Genomic DNA, 17,931 nt, shown 5'->3' with positions numbered 1-17,931 from the left:
TACGTATAGGAGGAAGGACATGAAAGGCAATACTCCTAAGAAAATTTTATTTATTCAATCGGGAATTTCTTTTTATTATCCAATGATCGAAGCAGCAATTTTGAATAGTTTACAAAAGGTAAACAGCGATACAAGTATGGTGAGTCCAGAAAAAGCTATAAAAACCGCGTTAAAAATGAAACCAGATTTTATTTTGGTACTGAGCGGTTTAAGTGAAGAATTTAATCATATTATGCCATTCTTAAAAAAGGCAGGGTTTACTACTGGGCTTTGGCTAACAGACGATCCTTATTATACGGATGTAACACAAAACGTTGTTCCGTTTTATGACTACATATTTACGCAAGATTTAAATTGTATCAAGTTTTATAGGGGGATAGGATGTAAGAATGTATTTCATCTCCCATTAGCAGCAAATCAAGAGGTATTTAAACCTTCCCCTAAAGAAGATACATATAAGTATGATCTTAGTTTTATAGGTACAGCATTTGAAAATAGAATTCACTTTGTTGATTCGATTGCAGAGTATTTAGTAGGGAAGAACATGAAAATTGTAGGATTCGGTTGGGAGAAGTTAAAGAATTATGAAAGATTAAAGGATAAAATTCAACTCTTGCCACTTGCAAAGTATGAAGATGCGTTACATTTTTACGTATCTACTAAAATCAATATAAATTTGCATCGTTCACTAATTGATCAGGAATTGAATTGTAATTCTGCAAATATTCAAGCGTATTCAGTAAATAATAGGACGTTTGAAATTAATGCCGTAGGTTCTTTTCAATTAACTGATATACGTCCAGATGTAGCAAAACATTACATACCAGGTGTTGAAATAGAAACTTTTAATAGTGCATCGGAGTTTATACAAAAAGCGGAGTATTATTTGGAACATATACAAGAAAGAAAACGTATAGCAAAAAATGGACTGGATAGGACCTTGAAACACCACACATATGATAAGCGAATCATACAATTATTAAACTATATTAATTTGAGGGGCGTGAAGATGTAATCTAGTCATTAACTTACATGAATTAACATCGGTATACATGAAGTTAAGCGTTTGGTGCTTTTAACTAGAGTTGACTCTCGCATTCTACAAAAATCATTTGTGAAAAAGGGATTTGGATAATTTTGCCGAATTTATCTATTCTGAAAAAACAATGTCGCATTTAAACTAATTTATATCTGATCATTAGAGGAGATTAAAAATGAATCACTTTTTTGTAGAATTTGGTGAATACCAAGCAAGTGTTTGTGAATGGGGGGATAAAAGTAACCCTCAAATCATTTGTTTTCATGGTTTAGGAAGTACAAAATTAAGTTTTATAGAAATAGCGGAGTTTTTCAAAGATAACTATCATGTTGTATCGATTGATCTACCTGGACATGGGAAAACACCAAATTTTGAGAAGGATGAAGATTATGGTGCAGCCCATTTAACAAATTGGGTAGTAGCATTACTTGAGCACATAGGAAAAGAAACATTTCATATAGTAGCACATTCATGGGGTGCAAGCATTGCGCTTCACTATGCAGCAGAATGTCCAGAAAAAGTGAATAAAATGGTTTTGTTAGATGGTGGTTATCATCATGGTGAAATGAATGCAGATTATTTTGCGAAGCTATATAAAGATGCGAAAGAAGGAGAGTGTCCACCGCGATCATTAGAAGAAGAGATCACTCATTACGAAAAGGATTTTGATGAATATGTTTTTGACAGTAAAGAAGCATACATCCAATCAGAAAAAATGGCTTACAGCAGGTGGTCTCCATTAATAGAACGTGCGGTTTATGATTTAATGCGAGAAGAAGATAGTAAAGTGAAATGGCATGCTACTGGTGATACCGCTCGAGGTGTAATTAAGTTTCAATATACGGTGTATAAAACATTGAAATCTCAAAAAATTAAAAGCGATATTTTACTATTGTATTGTGATCTTCCCGATAATTATTTAGAAATAAGAGAATTGCAGATAGCAGAATGTAAGAAGCGTATTAATATTACGACTAAGCTTTACAAAGATACAGGGCATTTAATGCATTGGGATAGACCAGAAGAGATTGCTGAAGATGTTTTAAATTGGTTCATAGAAAGAAAGTCCGTTGTTCGAATGTGAGCAACGGACTTTCTCTTGAAAAACTTAATGTAGTTGCCATAGCCAGTTCCTTTTAAATAGACGCAATAAAGCCTAGTTATAAGTTCAAAAGGCAAAAAGTGATGAAAATAAAGAATTAACAAAGCAAGCCAATGCATTGCAAGGTAAGATTCAACAATAATTTTTAGCTACATTTAATAAGTTGAACATGAATGATATTACTGGCGATGTAAAAGAATCCCGTAAATCTTTAGATGGTCTTATGGCTTGGAGAAGGTTGAGAGTAGTAAGTTTGACAGATTGTTCTGTAGCCGTTTAAATGAGTTATCAACTACAGAAAGAAGTGCAGAGAATGAATGAAGTTATCATTGAAGAAGGATTTAAAAAAGAAATAATGGAATGCAGGCAATGCGGATGGGAGGCAGAATTTATTACTTCCAAAAATGCTGCAATTTTGAAAAATGAACGACGGATTGCAGTAGAAAAGGTCACGTACCGATGCCGAATCCTTAGTTGTTCTGCAAAATCGGAATATTACTTTAATCGATCGTAATTAAGCGCTAAGCATCCATAACGGGTGCTTTTTTCTTTGCTATATAGAAATTACACATTAAACGTATTTAAATACTGTTTTAGGTATAACATGAATTGCTCACCAATGGTACAGATAACGGATATTTTTTCTATTTAGATTAGATGTTAAATGTACCGTGAAACTCTTGGAAATACAATGTTGGAAAAATATAATGATATTGATATTGATATATTACAGAAGAAGGCGCAATTGTAGGAGTAAAGGGGATATGCCCAGGTTGCATACCATATTGACCATATGAAGGGTGGTGAAGTAAATGTTGCCAAGTCGAAGTTGGAGCTACAAAAATCCTCATCGGGAAAGGATTCATAATATAATCACTCCTAAAGTAGCATTCATGTAATAGGGTATGCACTTACTGAATATAGATGTGCATAATCTAGGTTTATAAACATAATAATTAACGGACAGAAAATAGGGTTACTAATCTTATGATGTGTTCATTATGGGTGTTTTATTTTACTATGTAGATAGAACAAGCAGGTGTATAGCAATTATCGTAGGCGCTGCCGTGATCTGGTGGTGTCTTGCTCGTTATCAAGCAAAGATAAGGGGTAAATAAAAAAGAGAGCTAATGCCCTCTTTTTTTGATCTGGTAATTAATCGCAGATTGGTATTCCAAGCACTCTTAGAGCTAATGCAACTTGAAGAGAAATCTCTAATCTAGCAATTTCAATACCAGCTACTGAAAGAACTAAAAAAGGTTGTCCATTTACAAACACAACGCAACTATCCATGGTTACGCCTCCTTTCTAGTGATCTAATATAGTATATGAATTAATCATTAATATGTAATAGTTGGATTAATTGATTTTAAAGAATTGATAGATTTGCCCATTTAAACAAAACAAACGAACACAACGATTGAAAATAGAGGGGGAAGATAGACTCGCAAATTGAAATATTATTAGTCTAAAACGCAAAACATAGACTAGTAAACAAGCTGTTTTCCCTTTTGAATCATAGAATATGATGAATTCTATTTTTAGAGGAGGGAATCATATCTATGGGATGGAATAATAATTTTGGGCATTCTCGAGATCGTAATAACTTTTGGGATGATTTAGTATTTTGCGGATGCGGTCGTAGACGTAGAAGAAACGATTTTAACGATTGTCATTGTAGACGTGACTGTGATTGTGATGAGTGTCGTCGCAGACGTAATCATGACCGCGACCACGATCGTGAACATAATCATGATCATGGTGATCATCGAGATTGGTAAAATCTTTTGAAAGAGTGCACATCTTAATTGCACTCTTTTTTATTATGTTTTTATGAATACTTATTAACTCGAAGGATACAGTTTCAATTTGATTTAACATCTGACAAAATGAACGAACACAACGAACAAAAATAGAGGTGAAGAATCATGAACGCTAACGTTACATTTTCCATGCAAATGAATGGAGAAAGTAAAGATGCTACGGCTTAAGTTAGTGGTATTGCAAATATATCTGCATTTCTGTTAGCTAACGCAGATAGACATATAGTTGATAAGTTGATAGCTCAAGTTGACATAGAAGAGAAGATGTTCAGAAGCTACTTTAGCAGGATTAAAACATCATTCTTAATAAGTACAGTGTCTCAAAAACATTTTATTAATTAGCATGATATACCATCACATCATCAGAAAGACTAATATAAATTAGTATCCATACAATAAAAAACGTCATCATTTCTAATCTGGCCTGTTTAGAAATGATGACGTTTTTTTGTATTTAAAGGTATTAAAATTTCTTAAGTTGATGGGCATGGGGTACTACCCCATATTAGAAAAAATGATATTTTGATGCAAAGTTATGGTGCAAGCAAGAGCATTACGGTTCTATTACCAATTCATTTTTTGATATAATGGATGCGTGGCAGAAAACAGATAGAAAGATACTGCTAGTAATCTATACTTAAATGTAGGGAGATTGAACAGAGTTATGGGGACAGAAAAAGAAATTAGTTCCGCTAAATTAATATGGAAGATGACGCGCCCGCATACGTTAACGGCGACGTTTTCTCCTGTAATTTTAGGAACAGTGGCATCACTTTATGTTGCCAAAATTGATTGGCTTTTATTTATTGCGATGATGGTTGCATGTTTAGCATTGCAAATCGCAACGAACTTATTTAATGAGTACTATGATTTCAAACGTGGATTAGATACAGCTGATTCTGTTGGAATTGGTGGCGGAATTGTCCGTCATGGATTGAAACCAAAAAATGTGTTAACAGTCGCACTTTTATTGTATGTACTAGCTGCACTTATCGGAATTTATATTTGTATGAATAGTAGCTGGTGGTTAGTCGTCATCGGTTTAATCGGAATGGCGGTTGGCTATTTATATACAGGTGGTCCATTACCAATTGCGTACACTCCGTTTGGGGAATTAGTTTCTGGATTGTTGATGGGGACATGCTTTGTACTTATTGCTTTCTTTATTCAAACGAATACGATAACGACTGAAAGTGTATTAATTTCCATTCCAATTGGAATTTTAGTCGGTGCAATCAACATGTCAAATAACATCCGAGATATCGAAGAAGATATTAAAGGTGGAAGAAAGACATTAGTAATCCTCCTTGGGAGAGAAAAAGCAGTAGTAACACTAGCTGTAGCCTTTTTCATTGCTTATTTATGGATTGCCGTAATTGTATTAATGGGTTATATAAGCCCTTGGGCATTAGTGATGTTCCTAGGTTTGAGAAAACCAATCTCTGCCATTCAAAGTTTCCAAAAAGGTGCAAAGGATCCCGGATATATGCGCATCGCCATGAAATCAACAGCGATGACAAATACGATTTTCGGCTTCTTATTATCAGCAGGATTACTAATTAATTATCTGTTTTAGATAAAAACCCCCAGTTTCTCAATTTTAATTTAGAGAGATTGGGGGTTTTATTTTGACTATGTTTAAAGTTAAGAGCATTTTCATTCGAAATGCAAATACCAATACATTGCCACTTCATCACTTGTCATATCCAAACCTTTGTAAACAAGAAAATCAAATCCACCAATTACAAATCCACATTTTTCATAAAATTTACATGCTGCGACATTATTATTTTGCGTTTCAAGCATAATCCCGGGCATATTGCCATCTTTTGCCCACTGCTTTGCTTGATCAATTAACCGTTTGCCAACTCCGAGTGTACGATATTTTTTATCGACTGTTATATCTTCTATGTAAGCATAGTGATTCCAATTCTTTTTCAATACTATGAATCCGATGATTTGGTTATGTAACAGTGCTATGTAAATTACTTGATTCGGTTTATTTATATAGTCATTGTAAGCAAGTTCTTCATTATCATATTGATTTTGCAAATAACTTTTTTCATAACTTGGAACGTCTTCTACTGTATATTCTATGCGTCTATTTACTTTGGAAAGAGAAAGAATTAACCGAGCATTCACTATAAAACTATCATCAATCTCCGGGAAATTGCCTACATCATTTTTTTCTAACTTTCTAATGAAAAGGTTCATCGGAGTACCTCCCAATAATATTATTTCTTCTGATTTTTTATTTGATTCAAATGAATTGCGATTACAAAATTATAATAGAATTTCAATGGTAAGGCTATCATTACAAGTTCTTCCTGAAATCATTAAATTTTATAAAGAGAAAGGGTATGAATTTAGGGTATACAATGATGAGGGTCATTTTCGTTTAAACTTCTAGAAAAATCAACGTCTATAGTATAAGCTTATTTCTTTTAAAAAGTGTTTTTATTATTAAATCAATAACTAAGACAAAAGTCGATTTAATATTTTATAAAGAAATCGGCTTTTTCTTTTATGTATTACGTTACAAGAGCTTTCTTATTTTACCCGGAATGTCCTTTTTAGAAATGCATGCAACAGAGCTTTTATAGTAAGAGTATTTTGTTGGGGATGATCAAAAAAATCTATATTGTAATATAAAAAATTACTATGATTTGAAAGGATACCTTGCAACAATCCCAATAAATTCTTCTCAATAATTGAAAATAAAATCAATCCGGATTATTATATTGTTATTGTAAATTTATTTTATTGAAGGAGGATACATAGATGAAAAGCTCAAAAGGCTCTATTGAATCAGAGATAAGCAAAGCAATTACTCACTGGGAAAAGGACTACCTAGGACGCGGGTCTATATCCGTTAAGACAGATATATTACGGGATATGATTATCGTAAATTTACAAGGTATTTTAACGCCGGCTGAATATACTGTTTGCGAAACAAAAGACGGTATGCTAACGATAAAGAAAAATCGTTCGGAGCTAGTTGAATCTGGAATTGATGATCTGAAAGAGATTATACTAGAATTAACTGGAGAGAAAGTGAAAAGCTTTCATACGGATATAAGCTCGCGTACAGGTGAGCGAGTAATGATTTTTAAATTGTTTCATAATCTTGAGGAGAAATTTTAAAAATTAAAACCACCGTAGGGTTTGTGGAAGATAAATTAAAAATGCAGTGAGGTAATTAAGAAATCTACAAGTTGTGTACTTTATTTTATCTTATTAACAAGGTAATGATTAGAAAACAAGAAAAATTGAAATTATTTATGTATAATGAATTTTGATTCGGAAAATGGATAAATAAATTGACAAACTGCTTAATATGGTTTATCTTATAAATGTTTTAAAAATTAATAGATGCTTATTTTAACTGTTTGCTATAATTAAGGCTTTAGCATTTTTTTAATATGTAATATTGACTAAATGAAAAAGTTTCTTAATTGAAAGATAGCGCATAACATAAATTGATATATTGATTGCATAATCTAGGAGATCAGAGATATACTGTTATTTTTAATAGGAGTAATACATACATTATTATCCTCTATAAAATGGGAGCTCTTCAAAAAACTTTATTGAAGTTAGTTGAAGTGAAACCGACAATCTCCATAATTCAATGATGATATAAAATCATTGAATTATGGAAGTTGTCGGTTTTTTTTATGGAAAAAACGATGTACGAAAAAGAGTGAATAAAAATTGAAATTAAAAAAACTATCGTAATAAAAAGGAATTTTTATAAGTTATTTTCGTTTGGAAGGGAGTATTTTACATGTTAATTTCGCTAAGTTCATCAACACTGTTAACATTATTTTTTATCGCGCTTAGTGCTTCTTGGCTAAGTGGATTATTGTTTTTACATGCAAGGATGCCTTTACGTTTTGTTCATATCCATATTGGTATCGCTGCTTTGCCTTCATTGGTTTCTTTACTTGCACTTGTTAATCACAATGGAGATAGAGTTGTGGGGCCTTGGCATCTAGATACTTTAGCTTGGTTAATGGCTTTCTTCGTTCTTACAATTGGTTTAATCATTCAGCGATTTTCTGTACGTTACTTAATGGGAGACCGCTCATATAGAAAATACTTTGCACTTTTTACATTTACTACAGGTGTATCTTCGGTTGCATGGTTAAGCGATGATCTTCGCTTCATGATTATGTGTTGGGGAGCAACTCTTATAGGATTGGTTCTACTCATCGGGCTAAATAAAGGGTGGAAGGTAGTTAGTGAAGCAACAAAAATCTCAGGCTATTTATTTACAATAAGTTGGATTGCCTTACTATCAGCTATCATTTGGCTGTTTCAAATAACTGGACAGTGGCAGTTAACATCAGTTTTAACGAATGAAAATGTAGCTCAATTTGGAACATTGGAGAAAACAGGAATTAACTTATTGATTATAGTAGCTGTGATGATTCCAGCAGCACAATGGCCTTTCCAAAGATGGTTAATTGAATCAGCTGTTGCTCCAACTCCTGTTTCTGCTATTATGCATGCGGGTTTAGTAAATGCTGGTGGTATCATGTTAACTAGATTTTCACCTCTTTTTCATGATGATATTGCACAAATCATTTTACTCATTTTCTCTAGTATTTCTGTCTTAATAGGTACAGGAATTAGTTTAGTCCAAGTTGATTATAAACGTCAGCTAGTAGGATCAACTATTGCACAAATGGGGTTTATGCTGATTCAATGTGCATTAGGCGCTTATTTAGCAGCTGTTATTCATTTAATTTTACACGGTTTATTTAAAGCCACACTGTTTTTACAAGCTGGTTCTTCCGTGCAACATTTTGAGGGAGTGAAACAATCTAATGAAAAGATGTCCAATTTATGGATGGTAGTTGGGCGTGTTTTAGGATTATTTATAGCGATTGCTTTCTGGTTTATGACTTCTGGAGAGGGGTATGAATTAGTTAGTGCGTTAATCTTAGGATGGTCATTATACTTTTCGTGGAAACAGCTTGTTGTTTTTGGCGAGGGAAGAATGGGACGAATTGTTGGCGTATTTATTTTAGCTGGATTTTCTCTCATTTACTTTACCGTTCATAATTCTCTTTATAAATGGTTGCATACTGACATGTATCAAAGTGTTCAACCTTCAGCTCCAGCCGTTATCTTTGTTATATGTATCTTACTATTTAGTAGTGTTATTTGTACTTTCGTTACTCGTAATCAATCTTCTACTTTATCCGCTGTACTTTATCTTTGGTTCGTTCGAGTAGGTGAGGCGAGACGAAAGTCAGTAGAAAGTCATCCAAGCTATCTGAAACATGATGTATCAAAGGGAGGTAATTCGTGATGAGCATACCGTCAATATTAAGGAAAGAGGCTTTAAAAAAGAAAGATACAAACATTGAAATACAAGAAAAGAATATGAATGATTTAGTTGAATCTGCTAGCCGAGTGATTGCACCACTTTGGCCGATTGCTACATTTGCAGCTCATCACCCTTGGATGGGACTTGAAAAACAATCATTTGAACAAGTTGCAGATTGGTTAAAAGAAGCTCGTAATGTAGATATTTATCCTAGTGCCTCCATGATTCATTCGGCAAAGGCGAAAGGTGAGATTAAGGAATCATTTTTACAAATTGGCTTATCTCGTTGGCTTGATTCACAATCTTTTCATATTCCGCGAGAGACAGCGGAGCGTTTTTGCCAAGCAGCTTTAAAGTTAGAGAGATTACCTTCTAGTTTATTATCATCGCCAGAATTAAATACATTCGCAAAGGAAATGAGTTATGTAAATACAGGGAGTATGGAAGACTCTTCTATGCAACCAATAAGCTCGCTTATAGAGAATCAAAATGGTGACAACCTATCAGATGTTCTTAATTATCATATTATTAAATGGTGTAAATTATATCTTGATGACGCTGGATCAAGTTGGACGATGCCAAATCGAGAGAAAGGTTTGTATCGTGCATGGCAACACCTTATTACATTTGATCCAGCGCTCAGTAAAAATGAACGTAAAGTTTTAAAAGATTGGCCACAGGATGCCCAGGGAGCTTTAACAAAAGCATTATCTAAACTAGGAATTCCTGAATCTAACAGGCAAGCTTACCTTGAAGGGCACTTACTTTCTTTGCCTGGATGGGCAGGAATGATACGATGGCGTTCGCAACAATCAATTGAGGAACAGGAACTTCTCATAGAATATTTAGCAGTTCGAATTTCTATGGAGCTAGCCATTGTAAAACCGTATTTACCTTTAAAAAATCAAAAGGCTGAGAAAAAAGTTTCGATTGTCCCACTTATAGCTTCTTGGATCTATTGGGGAAATATTTCAACACGGGAATGGTTACAAATGTCTGCTACTGAACAAAGCGAATTATTAGCATTTGCTTATCGTTTTGATGAAAATATTCGTAAGAAACTTTGGCTGGATGCTTGGGAACAGACACATGCAGAGCAATTAAAGGAGAAGATTTCTTCTAAACAACGTGTAACTAACGATAAAAAGCGTGTAGTAGCCCAATTAGCATTTTGTATTGATGTCCGTTCAGAACCGTTTCGTCGTCACCTTGAAAAATTAGGTCCGTTCGAAACGTTGGGTATAGCTGGTTTCTTTGGGTTACCAATTGCGACTAGTGAACTAGGGAGTAATAACAGCCATCCTTCTTTGCCAGTTATATTAAAACCGAAACATCAAATAAAAGAGCTCGCAGATGAAAATGAATGTAAATCTTATGAGCAACGTAAGATGGTAGGCAGTTCGTTACGTTATACATTTAAAACGATGAAACAGAACGTACTGACAAGTATGTTGCTACCTGAGGTAAGTGGTCCTTTACTCGGGTTACAGATGGTGACAAGGAGTTTTGTGCCAAGAAGAGTAGGTGGCTTCATTCGTAACCTTCGTAAAAATATGTTGCAAAAGCCTAATACAACATTCTCGCTTAATCATGTTCATGATACAAAATGCGAGATACCTATCGGTTTTACGAAAGAAGAAAAAGTGAACTATGTGCGTCAAGCTTTAAAAATGGTGGGATTAACAGAAGGTTTCGCTCCTTTAGTTGTAATGTGCGGACACAGTAGTCAAAGTACGAACAACCCTTATGCTGCAGCGCTTGAGTGTGGTGCGTGTGGCGGAGCGGCGGGAGGATTCAATGCAAGAGTTTTCGCTACTTTATGTAATCTTCCAGAAGTAAGAGAGGCGTTGTCTGATGAAGGCATTAAAATTCCTGAAGACACCATTTTCGCAGCAGCTGAACATAAAACAACAGTGGACGAATTGGAATGGATTTACGTTCCAGAACTTTCGGAAACTGCGCAAGAAGCATTTGATTGTATTGAGTCGATTATGCCGAATGTGAGCCAACATGCAAATAGAGAGCGTTTAACGCAATTACCTCATTTTAAAACGAAAATAAAAAATCCGAGTAAAGAGGCACACCGATTTGCAGAAGATTGGAGTGAAATACGTCCGGAATGGGGATTAGCTCGTAATGCATCTTTTATTATCGGGCAGCGTGAATTGACTCAGGATTGTGATTTAGAAGGTAGGGCTTTCCTTCATAATTATGATTGGAAACAGGATGAAAATGGCGATATATTAGCTAGCATTATAGCGGGACCAGGAACAGTAGCGCAGTGGATCAATCTCCAATATTACGCTTCAACTGTAGCTCCTCATTATTATGGTAGTGGAAACAAAACAACCCAAACTGTTACGGCAGGCCTCGGTGTTATGCAGGGAAATGCAAGTGATTTGTTATCAGGCTTACCTTGGCAATCCGTTATGCAGTCAGATAGTGAGACGTATCACTCACCACTTCGTTTACTCATTGTAATTCAAGCACCTATTGAATATATAGAACGCTTGCTAAATAAGGATTTCACATTTCGAGAAAAAGTTCAAAATGGGTGGGTTAGACTGGCGAGTGTTGATCCAGAAGGACAATGGAAAAATTGGTAACAATCATGTCATGAATAATCAACTATCGTTACTAGCTTAAAAGTCTCATAAATACAATCATGAAGAAGGAGTGCTATATATGAATGCAAAGCATAAAAAGGTTTTATTGTTAACAGACATGGAACAAGGAATAGAGCCTATTATCCAACAAGTAACTAACATTCAACGAGAAAATATGTTGACTATACACAGCTGTGATTCTGTAATTGTACATCCTTTTGGAGATATAATGAGGTCTATTGTTATTGCTATTTATCAAGAAAATGTGGAAGAAATTTTTGTTGTCGGAATAGAGGATAAAGAAACTAATGTAGTTAATCTACAAATTCAACGTGATTCTATAAAAAATAACAAGGAACTAGACTATCTCTTTGAAAATTGTATGCCTGAATTTTCAAGTGGTAGCCTTGAGGAATGGCTAAGTGGAAAAGAAAATGTTAGTGAAAATATTGAGAAGAGTATAGATATGATTCGTCAGCATCCACTAGTACCGTCTGATGTTAAAGTTCATGGTTTCAAGATTGATAGAACAGGGGAAAAAGAAACGGTTGTTAAAGTTTCTGTTAATAAAGTAGTGAAACAAATGCATTCTTATGTGTAAGTTATCGATAGATAAGCAACTTTTATTTGGTAGATACTATAATATGTTAAATATTTGGAGTTGTTTCCTTTAAAAAGAGTAAAAGAAATCTTCTATAAATGGAGATCTTTTGCTCTTTTTATAATAAAAATAAAAAATTATTTGACGTTTTTTCGAAAAAAATTTTTAAGACAAGGCTTTTAGGTTTATGAAAACCTTTATTCATGATAGCAAGATAATTTTGATAAGAAGTATATAGTAAGAATGATTTGGAGATACCGATGGGGATATAACTATTTTATTTAGGACGGTGCAATTAAAATGGATTTACAGAAAGGGAAATTATATTGGAACACGACTTTTTCTAATACACCTTCTTATCCTCGTTTGGACGAAGATATAAAATGTGACGTACTAATAATAGGAGCAGGAAGTTCGGGTGCTCAATCAGCATACTATTTGAGTGAATCAGATTTAAATATTGTTATCGTTGATAAAAGAAAGGTAGGACATGGAAGTAACCTTACAAATACAGCACTTATTCAATATTTAGGTGATAAGATGTTTTTTGAACTTGTAAATACATTTGGGGAAGAGTATGCAGTTAAGCATATGAAATTATGTGAACAAGCTATTAATGATATTGAATATGCTGATCAAAACTTGCCTTATTGCTCTGACTTTAAACGACGTGACAGCTTATATTATGCAAGTTATGAAGAGGATATAAAGAAATTAGAAAAGGAACTGTATTATTTACATAAGCATGATTTTAAAGCGGCTTGGTTATCAGAAAAACAAATTGGACAGAGATATCCATTTAAAAAACGTGCAGCTATTTATACGTATAATGATGGTGAAATAAATCCTTATAAATTTACACATAGTTTATTAGAACAAGCCTCTAATAAAGGAGTTCAAATTTATGAAGATACAGAGATTGTTGGCAAAAAGTTAGAGAAAGAATGTGCTATCTTTTATACAAAGGAGGGCAATTCTATTACTGCCAATAAAGTAATTGTGGCTGCAGGATATGAAGGATTGGAATTTAAAAAGGAAAAGAACGCTACACTGATTAGCTCATATGCAATTGTTACTAATCCTGTGGAAGATTTATCTTCTTGGTATAAACGCACTCTCATTTGGGAAACTGCGAGACCATATATTTATATGAGAACTACTGCAGATAATAGGATTATTATAGGTGGATTAGATGAAGATACAAACATTGCTCAAGAAAGAGATTCAAAATTAATCCATAAAAAAGAGAAATTAGTGAATGAATTTAATAAGCTCTTTCCCAATATAACAGTTGAACCTGAATTTTATTTAAGTGCTTTTTATGGTGGTACTCATGATGGTTTACCTATAATTGGAATGTATGAAGAGTTTCCAAATTGTCACTTTATCTATGCGTATGGAGATAATGGATTAGTTTATAGTATGGTACTTTCTAAAATTGTTCGAGATATAATTATTAACGGTTCAAGTCCAGATTTGAATTTATATTTACAAACTAGACCAAAACTAAATGAGTAAACTGCATGTATACAAAATCATAGTAGTAAGGAGCTTATTTAGGGGTCCATTATAAAAAAACGCTATTTTAAATGTATTAGTTTCATGTGACTATTTGTTATGTTTATGAATGTTTAAATAAAGCATTCATAAACAATATTATTTGTTAAATCCATTCATTTTACTAAGTTCAGTTATTTGTATAATCCATTCTTTTTTTAGGTAGGGTAGAGTTGCTTGGATATGATGATATTCCCATTCTTCCTCAATGGTAGGGTAAAGATTAAATAAGTATTTTTCTTCATCATTTGTTACACTTGCTTTAGGATTGCCAGTAAGTTTAAAATAAATGTCGCACCATCCGCTATAGTTTGTTAACATGAATAAAAAATTAGGACATGTGAATTCGATGAGGTATATTTCTTTCTCTAATTGAATATCTGATAGTAATTCTCTTGCAGTCTCATAAGTAGGCTTCTTTTGGTAACCATTGCATGAATGCCATGCCCAAATGGGTAAATCTATAATAAAGTCAATACCTTTCTGTTTCATGTGTCTTACAATGTATTTATATGCTGTGCAATCTTCTTTACTAACAAAAATAGGATCGGCTATAAGCTTACCTTCATTCAAAAGTGTATTTATGGCATTTTGGTTTTGAAAAGTCCATAGGATTGTTGAATCTATAGATGTATTTAAGTTTGATTGTTTATAAAATTGTTTTTTCATCTTTCTCTCCATTTTCTTTTTTATTTTATAAGAGTTTAAGATAAGTACAAAGTGCATTATATTTTTATCTTTATTAAGAGTTGGAAAAATCCATTAAAGATAGAAGAGTTTGTTTGCAATTACAAAAAATGATTCTTATAATCATTTAAAAATAACAGAAGTATTTGTTCTAATAAAGAATGAATTTTGCTTTAAGGATGGGAAAGGATAGCCATGCAAAATAAAATTATCGTTATGTTTCAAAAAGATTTTCGTTTATATGATAACCCAGCTCTATTTGAAGCTGCTCAGTCTGGTGAGGTTCTTCCACTATATGTATATGATGAAACTTTTTCAATAGGAAGTGCGTCAAAGTGGTGGCTACACCATACTATAATAGATGTAAAGAGGCAACTTGAGGTATTGGGATCTACTTTAATAATCCGCAAAGGAAATACACTGGAAGAAATACTTTCTCTCATAGAACAGTTAGGTATAACGGCTGTATATTGGAATATTTGTTATGATCCGGAAAGATTACAATTTAATCAAAAAATGAAAATGATGTTAGAAGATAAAGGTATTACCTGTAAGGAATTTAATTCGCATTTATTATTAGAGCCTTGGATGATTAAAAAGAAAGATAACACTGAATATAAGGTGTTTACGCCTTTTTATCATGCATTTCAAAAGCAGGTAATATCTAAACCTATTAGTAAAGTGCAGCGTATAAAATGGGGAAGTTCTTTACCAGCAAGTTTATCTGTTTCAGAATTACACTTGCTGCCGACTATACCGTGGACATCTCATATGGAATCAATATGGGATCCGACAGAAGAAGGGGCATATAAAACATTCAAGAAATTTTTCTCTAGCAAACTGACCTCTTATAGTGAAGGAAGAGATTTTCCAGATCAAAATGTCCATTCGATGTTGGCACCGTATCTTTCATTTGGTCAAATATCAGTAAAGCTAATGTATCATTACTTAATAAATAAAAGTAACGAAAAACAATGTAGTCTTTTTGAACAACAAGTGAATAGCTTTATACGTCAATTCATTTGGCGAGAGTTTTCTTATTATTTGCTATATCATTATCCATTTACAGTATATAAACCTCTTAATAAGAACTTTGAACATTTTCCGTGGAATAATGAAGAGGAGTTATTAAGAGTATGGCAGAAGGGCGAAACTGGTTATCCGTTTATTGATGCAGGAATGCGGGAACTATGGCAAACAGGTTTTATGCATAACCGAGCAAGAATGGCTGTGGCTTCTTTTCTTGTAAAGCATTTGTTAATTCCGTGGCAAGAAGGGGCAAAATGGTTTATGGATACACTACTAGATGCTGATATTGCAAATAATACAATGGGATGGCAATGGGTTGCTGGAAGTGGAGCAGATGCATCACCGTACTTTCGTATTTTTAACCCAATCACACAAGGAGAAAAGTTTGATAAAAATGGAGAGTATATAAGAAGATGGGTACCAGAATTAAGAGATATCCCAAACAAATATATACATAAGCCTTGGGAAGCACCTGAGCATATTTTACAAAAATCCAATATAAAACTTGGGGATACATATCCTTTTCCGATTGTTGATCATAAGGCAGCACGGGAGAGAGCCCTTTGTGCATATAAAAGTATGAAAGAATTTATATAAAATACACGAGTCAATATGAATTTGATATGTAAAGGTTATAATGTCTATTTACGTATTAAAGTTGTATTCATTGAAAGAGCATACGAATCATATAGAGTTTCTAAAACCTTCTATTAAAAAGGAGAATGTTTATGAAAAAATCTAGTATGATAGTATTTTTACTAACATATGGTTTGTTTTATGTTTCTAGTGTTTTATTTCCTATTGATCGTACTTGGTATGATGCGTTAGAAAAGCCGTCTTGGACACCTCCTGGTATGACAATCGGAATAATATGGGCTGTATTATTTGGACTTATTGCATTATCAGTTGCAATTATTTACAACAACTATGGATGTAAGCCAAAAACATTTTGGTTTTTATTCCTTTTAAATTATATATTCAATCAAGCGTTCAGCTATTTTCAATTTAGCCAAAAGAATTTGTTTTTAGCAACAGTAGATTGTTTACTAGTCGCTATTACTACGTTACTTCTCATTATGTTTTCTTCCAATTTATCTAAAGTATCGGCATGGTTGCTAATCCCGTATTTTTTATGGACTACATTTGCTACATATTTATCTTGGACCATTTATAGTATGAATTAAAGACGTAAATGAAAACTTGAGCATAATAAAAATGCTCGAGTTTTTATGTTTATTAATGAGAATCTAAAATATAGAATATATACATCTTAGGGAGGTCATCTTTGTGAAGAAATGGATAAAAATTACGCTGTATTCTTTACTTGGTATTTTACTTATAGGAAGTATTAGTTTTTTTGTTTGGTCTCAGTTTAGTTACAAACCGACGAAAGAGGCTTTGTCGTTAGTGGATGAAAAAAAAGATGAAGATTATATAGCTTTTGGAGAGAAAGATGCTAAAATAGGGGTTATTTTTTATCAAGGAGCTAAAGTAGAAGCCGAGGCTTATAGTTATTTAGGAGAAGCTCTTGCAAAAGATGGACATTTTGTAGTCATGCCTAAATTACCATTAAACTTAGCGATACTTGGAATCAATGAGGTAGATAGTGTAATTGAAAAGTATCCGGAAGTTCAAAAATGGTATGTTGCGGGGCATTCAATGGGCGGAGCTATGATTTCTAAGTATGCCTTTCAACATGAAGAAAAGGTAGACGGGATTATTTTCTTAGGTTCGTATCCTGCAGATGACTTCTCTACTAAGTCGATTCCAATGTTATCAATTTATGGGGAAGTAGATGCTTTAGCAACTGTAGAAAAAATAGAAAACAATAAAAAGTTCATGTCAAAGAATACAACTATGCACATGATAAAAGGCGGAAACCATGCTCATTTTGGCATGTATGGTGAGCAAAAAGGTGATAATGCGAGCTTAATTACGCCAAAAGCACAACGAGATGAAACAGTGAAAGTAATGGAAGAGTGGCTATTGAAACAATGATAATCAGTTTAATAAATCGATGGTGATTATAAAAAAAGATTCTTACTATGTAAGAGTCTTTTTTTTTTAATTGCTAGCATTTTTGATGTATATCCAGATCTTGAATGGATCAATTCGCATGAAATAACCTTATTTGGGTATAAATATTAAA

At 33.4% G+C, this 17,931-nt stretch carries 17 protein-coding genes and 2 pseudogenes; 15 read left to right on the top strand and 4 right to left on the bottom strand.

The genetic code is table 11. The annotated features are described in order from the left end of the window. Positions 1-19 precede the first annotated feature (19 nt). From AC2CGR_RS10815 to AC2CGR_RS10805, 3 genes are all read left to right on the top strand, one after another. Entirely contained in the window at positions 20-1,015 is a 996-nt protein-coding gene (locus AC2CGR_RS10815) for a CgeB family protein (RefSeq protein ID WP_270184983.1), read from the top strand. A gap of 199 nt (positions 1,016-1,214) precedes the next feature. Continuing rightward, positions 1,215-2,123: an alpha/beta fold hydrolase gene (locus tag AC2CGR_RS10810; RefSeq protein WP_087964629.1), complete on the top strand. Its 909-nt coding sequence runs from the start codon at positions 1,215-1,217 to the stop codon at positions 2,121-2,123. A gap of 298 nt (positions 2,124-2,421) precedes the next feature. Further along, positions 2,422-2,655 (top strand): hypothetical protein, encoded by a 234-nt coding sequence (locus AC2CGR_RS10805; protein ID WP_270184984.1) that lies wholly within the window; start codon positions 2,422-2,424, stop codon positions 2,653-2,655. A gap of 139 nt (positions 2,656-2,794) precedes the next feature. Here AC2CGR_RS10805 and AC2CGR_RS10800 read toward each other — a convergent pair whose 3' ends face one another. Both AC2CGR_RS10800 and AC2CGR_RS10795 read right to left on the bottom strand, forming a co-directional pair. After that, a complete protein-coding gene (locus tag AC2CGR_RS10800; protein ID WP_333491299.1) occupies positions 2,795-3,007 on the bottom strand; it encodes a hypothetical protein in 213 nt (70 codons plus the stop codon). Between the two features lie 289 nt (positions 3,008-3,296). Then, the gene (locus AC2CGR_RS10795; protein ID WP_000376554.1) at positions 3,297-3,434 is read right to left on the bottom strand and encodes a DUF3956 domain-containing protein; all 138 of its coding nucleotides are present in this window, start codon (positions 3,432-3,434) and stop codon (positions 3,297-3,299) included. Between the two features lie 269 nt (positions 3,435-3,703). Between AC2CGR_RS10795 and AC2CGR_RS10790 the strand changes: the two genes are divergently transcribed. The 3 genes and pseudogenes from AC2CGR_RS10790 to menA all read left to right on the top strand — a co-directional run bounded on the left by AC2CGR_RS10790 (position 3,704) and on the right by menA (position 5,540). Beyond that, positions 3,704-3,922 (top strand): hypothetical protein, encoded by a 219-nt coding sequence (locus AC2CGR_RS10790; protein WP_061402363.1) that lies wholly within the window; start codon positions 3,704-3,706, stop codon positions 3,920-3,922. Positions 3,923-4,069: 147 nt separating this feature from the next. Continuing rightward, positions 4,070-4,271: pseudogene (locus AC2CGR_RS10785) on the top strand (hypothetical protein). A 357-nt stretch (positions 4,272-4,628) separates the two neighbouring features. After that, positions 4,629-5,540: a 1,4-dihydroxy-2-naphthoate polyprenyltransferase gene (gene menA / locus AC2CGR_RS10780; protein ID WP_484480805.1), complete on the top strand. Its 912-nt coding sequence runs from the start codon at positions 4,629-4,631 to the stop codon at positions 5,538-5,540. A gap of 80 nt (positions 5,541-5,620) precedes the next feature. On the opposite strand, the gene satA is transcribed toward menA, so the two are convergent. Next, positions 5,621-6,178: a streptothricin N-acetyltransferase SatA gene (gene satA, locus AC2CGR_RS10775; RefSeq protein ID WP_484480804.1), complete on the bottom strand. Its 558-nt coding sequence runs from the start codon at positions 6,176-6,178 to the stop codon at positions 5,621-5,623. 97 nt (positions 6,179-6,275) lie between these two features. Here satA and AC2CGR_RS10770 point away from each other — a divergent pair. The 6 genes and pseudogenes from AC2CGR_RS10770 to AC2CGR_RS10745 form a co-directional block, all read left to right on the top strand. Beyond that, a pseudogene (locus tag AC2CGR_RS10770) lies at positions 6,276-6,374 on the top strand (peptidoglycan N-acetylglucosamine deacetylase); the annotation flags it as partial. Positions 6,375-6,745: 371 nt separating this feature from the next. Continuing rightward, the gene (locus tag AC2CGR_RS10765) at positions 6,746-7,108 is read left to right on the top strand and encodes a Na-translocating system protein MpsC family protein (RefSeq protein ID WP_016717920.1); all 363 of its coding nucleotides are present in this window, start codon (positions 6,746-6,748) and stop codon (positions 7,106-7,108) included. Positions 7,109-7,751: 643 nt separating this feature from the next. Next, positions 7,752-9,284 carry an NADH dehydrogenase subunit 5 gene (locus AC2CGR_RS10760; RefSeq protein WP_087964634.1) on the top strand — a complete coding sequence of 511 codons (1,533 nt, stop codon included), beginning with the start codon at positions 7,752-7,754 and terminating at the stop codon, positions 9,282-9,284. Then, on the top strand, positions 9,284-11,908 hold the full coding sequence (locus AC2CGR_RS10755; protein ID WP_484480803.1) for a DUF2309 domain-containing protein: 2,625 nt from the start codon (positions 9,284-9,286) through the stop codon (positions 11,906-11,908). The genes AC2CGR_RS10760 and AC2CGR_RS10755 overlap by 1 nt, the downstream gene beginning before the upstream one ends. Positions 11,909-11,987: 79 nt before the next feature. Next, the gene (locus AC2CGR_RS10750) at positions 11,988-12,509 is read left to right on the top strand and encodes a carbonic anhydrase (RefSeq protein ID WP_484480802.1); all 522 of its coding nucleotides are present in this window, start codon (positions 11,988-11,990) and stop codon (positions 12,507-12,509) included. A gap of 300 nt (positions 12,510-12,809) precedes the next feature. Beyond that, a complete protein-coding gene (locus AC2CGR_RS10745) occupies positions 12,810-14,027 on the top strand; it encodes an NAD(P)/FAD-dependent oxidoreductase (protein WP_484480801.1) in 1,218 nt (405 codons plus the stop codon). Positions 14,028-14,165: 138 nt separating this feature from the next. On the opposite strand, the gene AC2CGR_RS10740 is transcribed toward AC2CGR_RS10745, so the two are convergent. Next, on the bottom strand, positions 14,166-14,735 hold the full coding sequence (locus AC2CGR_RS10740; protein WP_000743889.1) for a DUF3841 domain-containing protein: 570 nt from the start codon (positions 14,733-14,735) through the stop codon (positions 14,166-14,168). Between the two features lie 213 nt (positions 14,736-14,948). On the opposite strand from AC2CGR_RS10740, the gene AC2CGR_RS10735 reads away from it, so the two are divergent. The 3 genes from AC2CGR_RS10735 to AC2CGR_RS10725 all read left to right on the top strand — a co-directional run bounded on the left by AC2CGR_RS10735 (position 14,949) and on the right by AC2CGR_RS10725 (position 17,780). Then, positions 14,949-16,379: a cryptochrome/photolyase family protein gene (locus tag AC2CGR_RS10735; RefSeq protein WP_270184989.1), complete on the top strand. Its 1,431-nt coding sequence runs from the start codon at positions 14,949-14,951 to the stop codon at positions 16,377-16,379. A gap of 131 nt (positions 16,380-16,510) precedes the next feature. Further along, the gene (locus AC2CGR_RS10730; RefSeq protein ID WP_270184990.1) at positions 16,511-16,966 is read left to right on the top strand and encodes a TspO/MBR family protein; all 456 of its coding nucleotides are present in this window, start codon (positions 16,511-16,513) and stop codon (positions 16,964-16,966) included. Positions 16,967-17,069: 103 nt separating this feature from the next. Beyond that, positions 17,070-17,780: an alpha/beta hydrolase gene (locus AC2CGR_RS10725; protein WP_087964639.1), complete on the top strand. Its 711-nt coding sequence runs from the start codon at positions 17,070-17,072 to the stop codon at positions 17,778-17,780. Positions 17,781-17,931: the final 151 nt, after the last annotated feature.

The organism is Bacillus sp. LSHTCR4, assembly GCF_057197025.1.
This window is presented reverse-complemented; position numbering and strand designations above follow the sequence as displayed.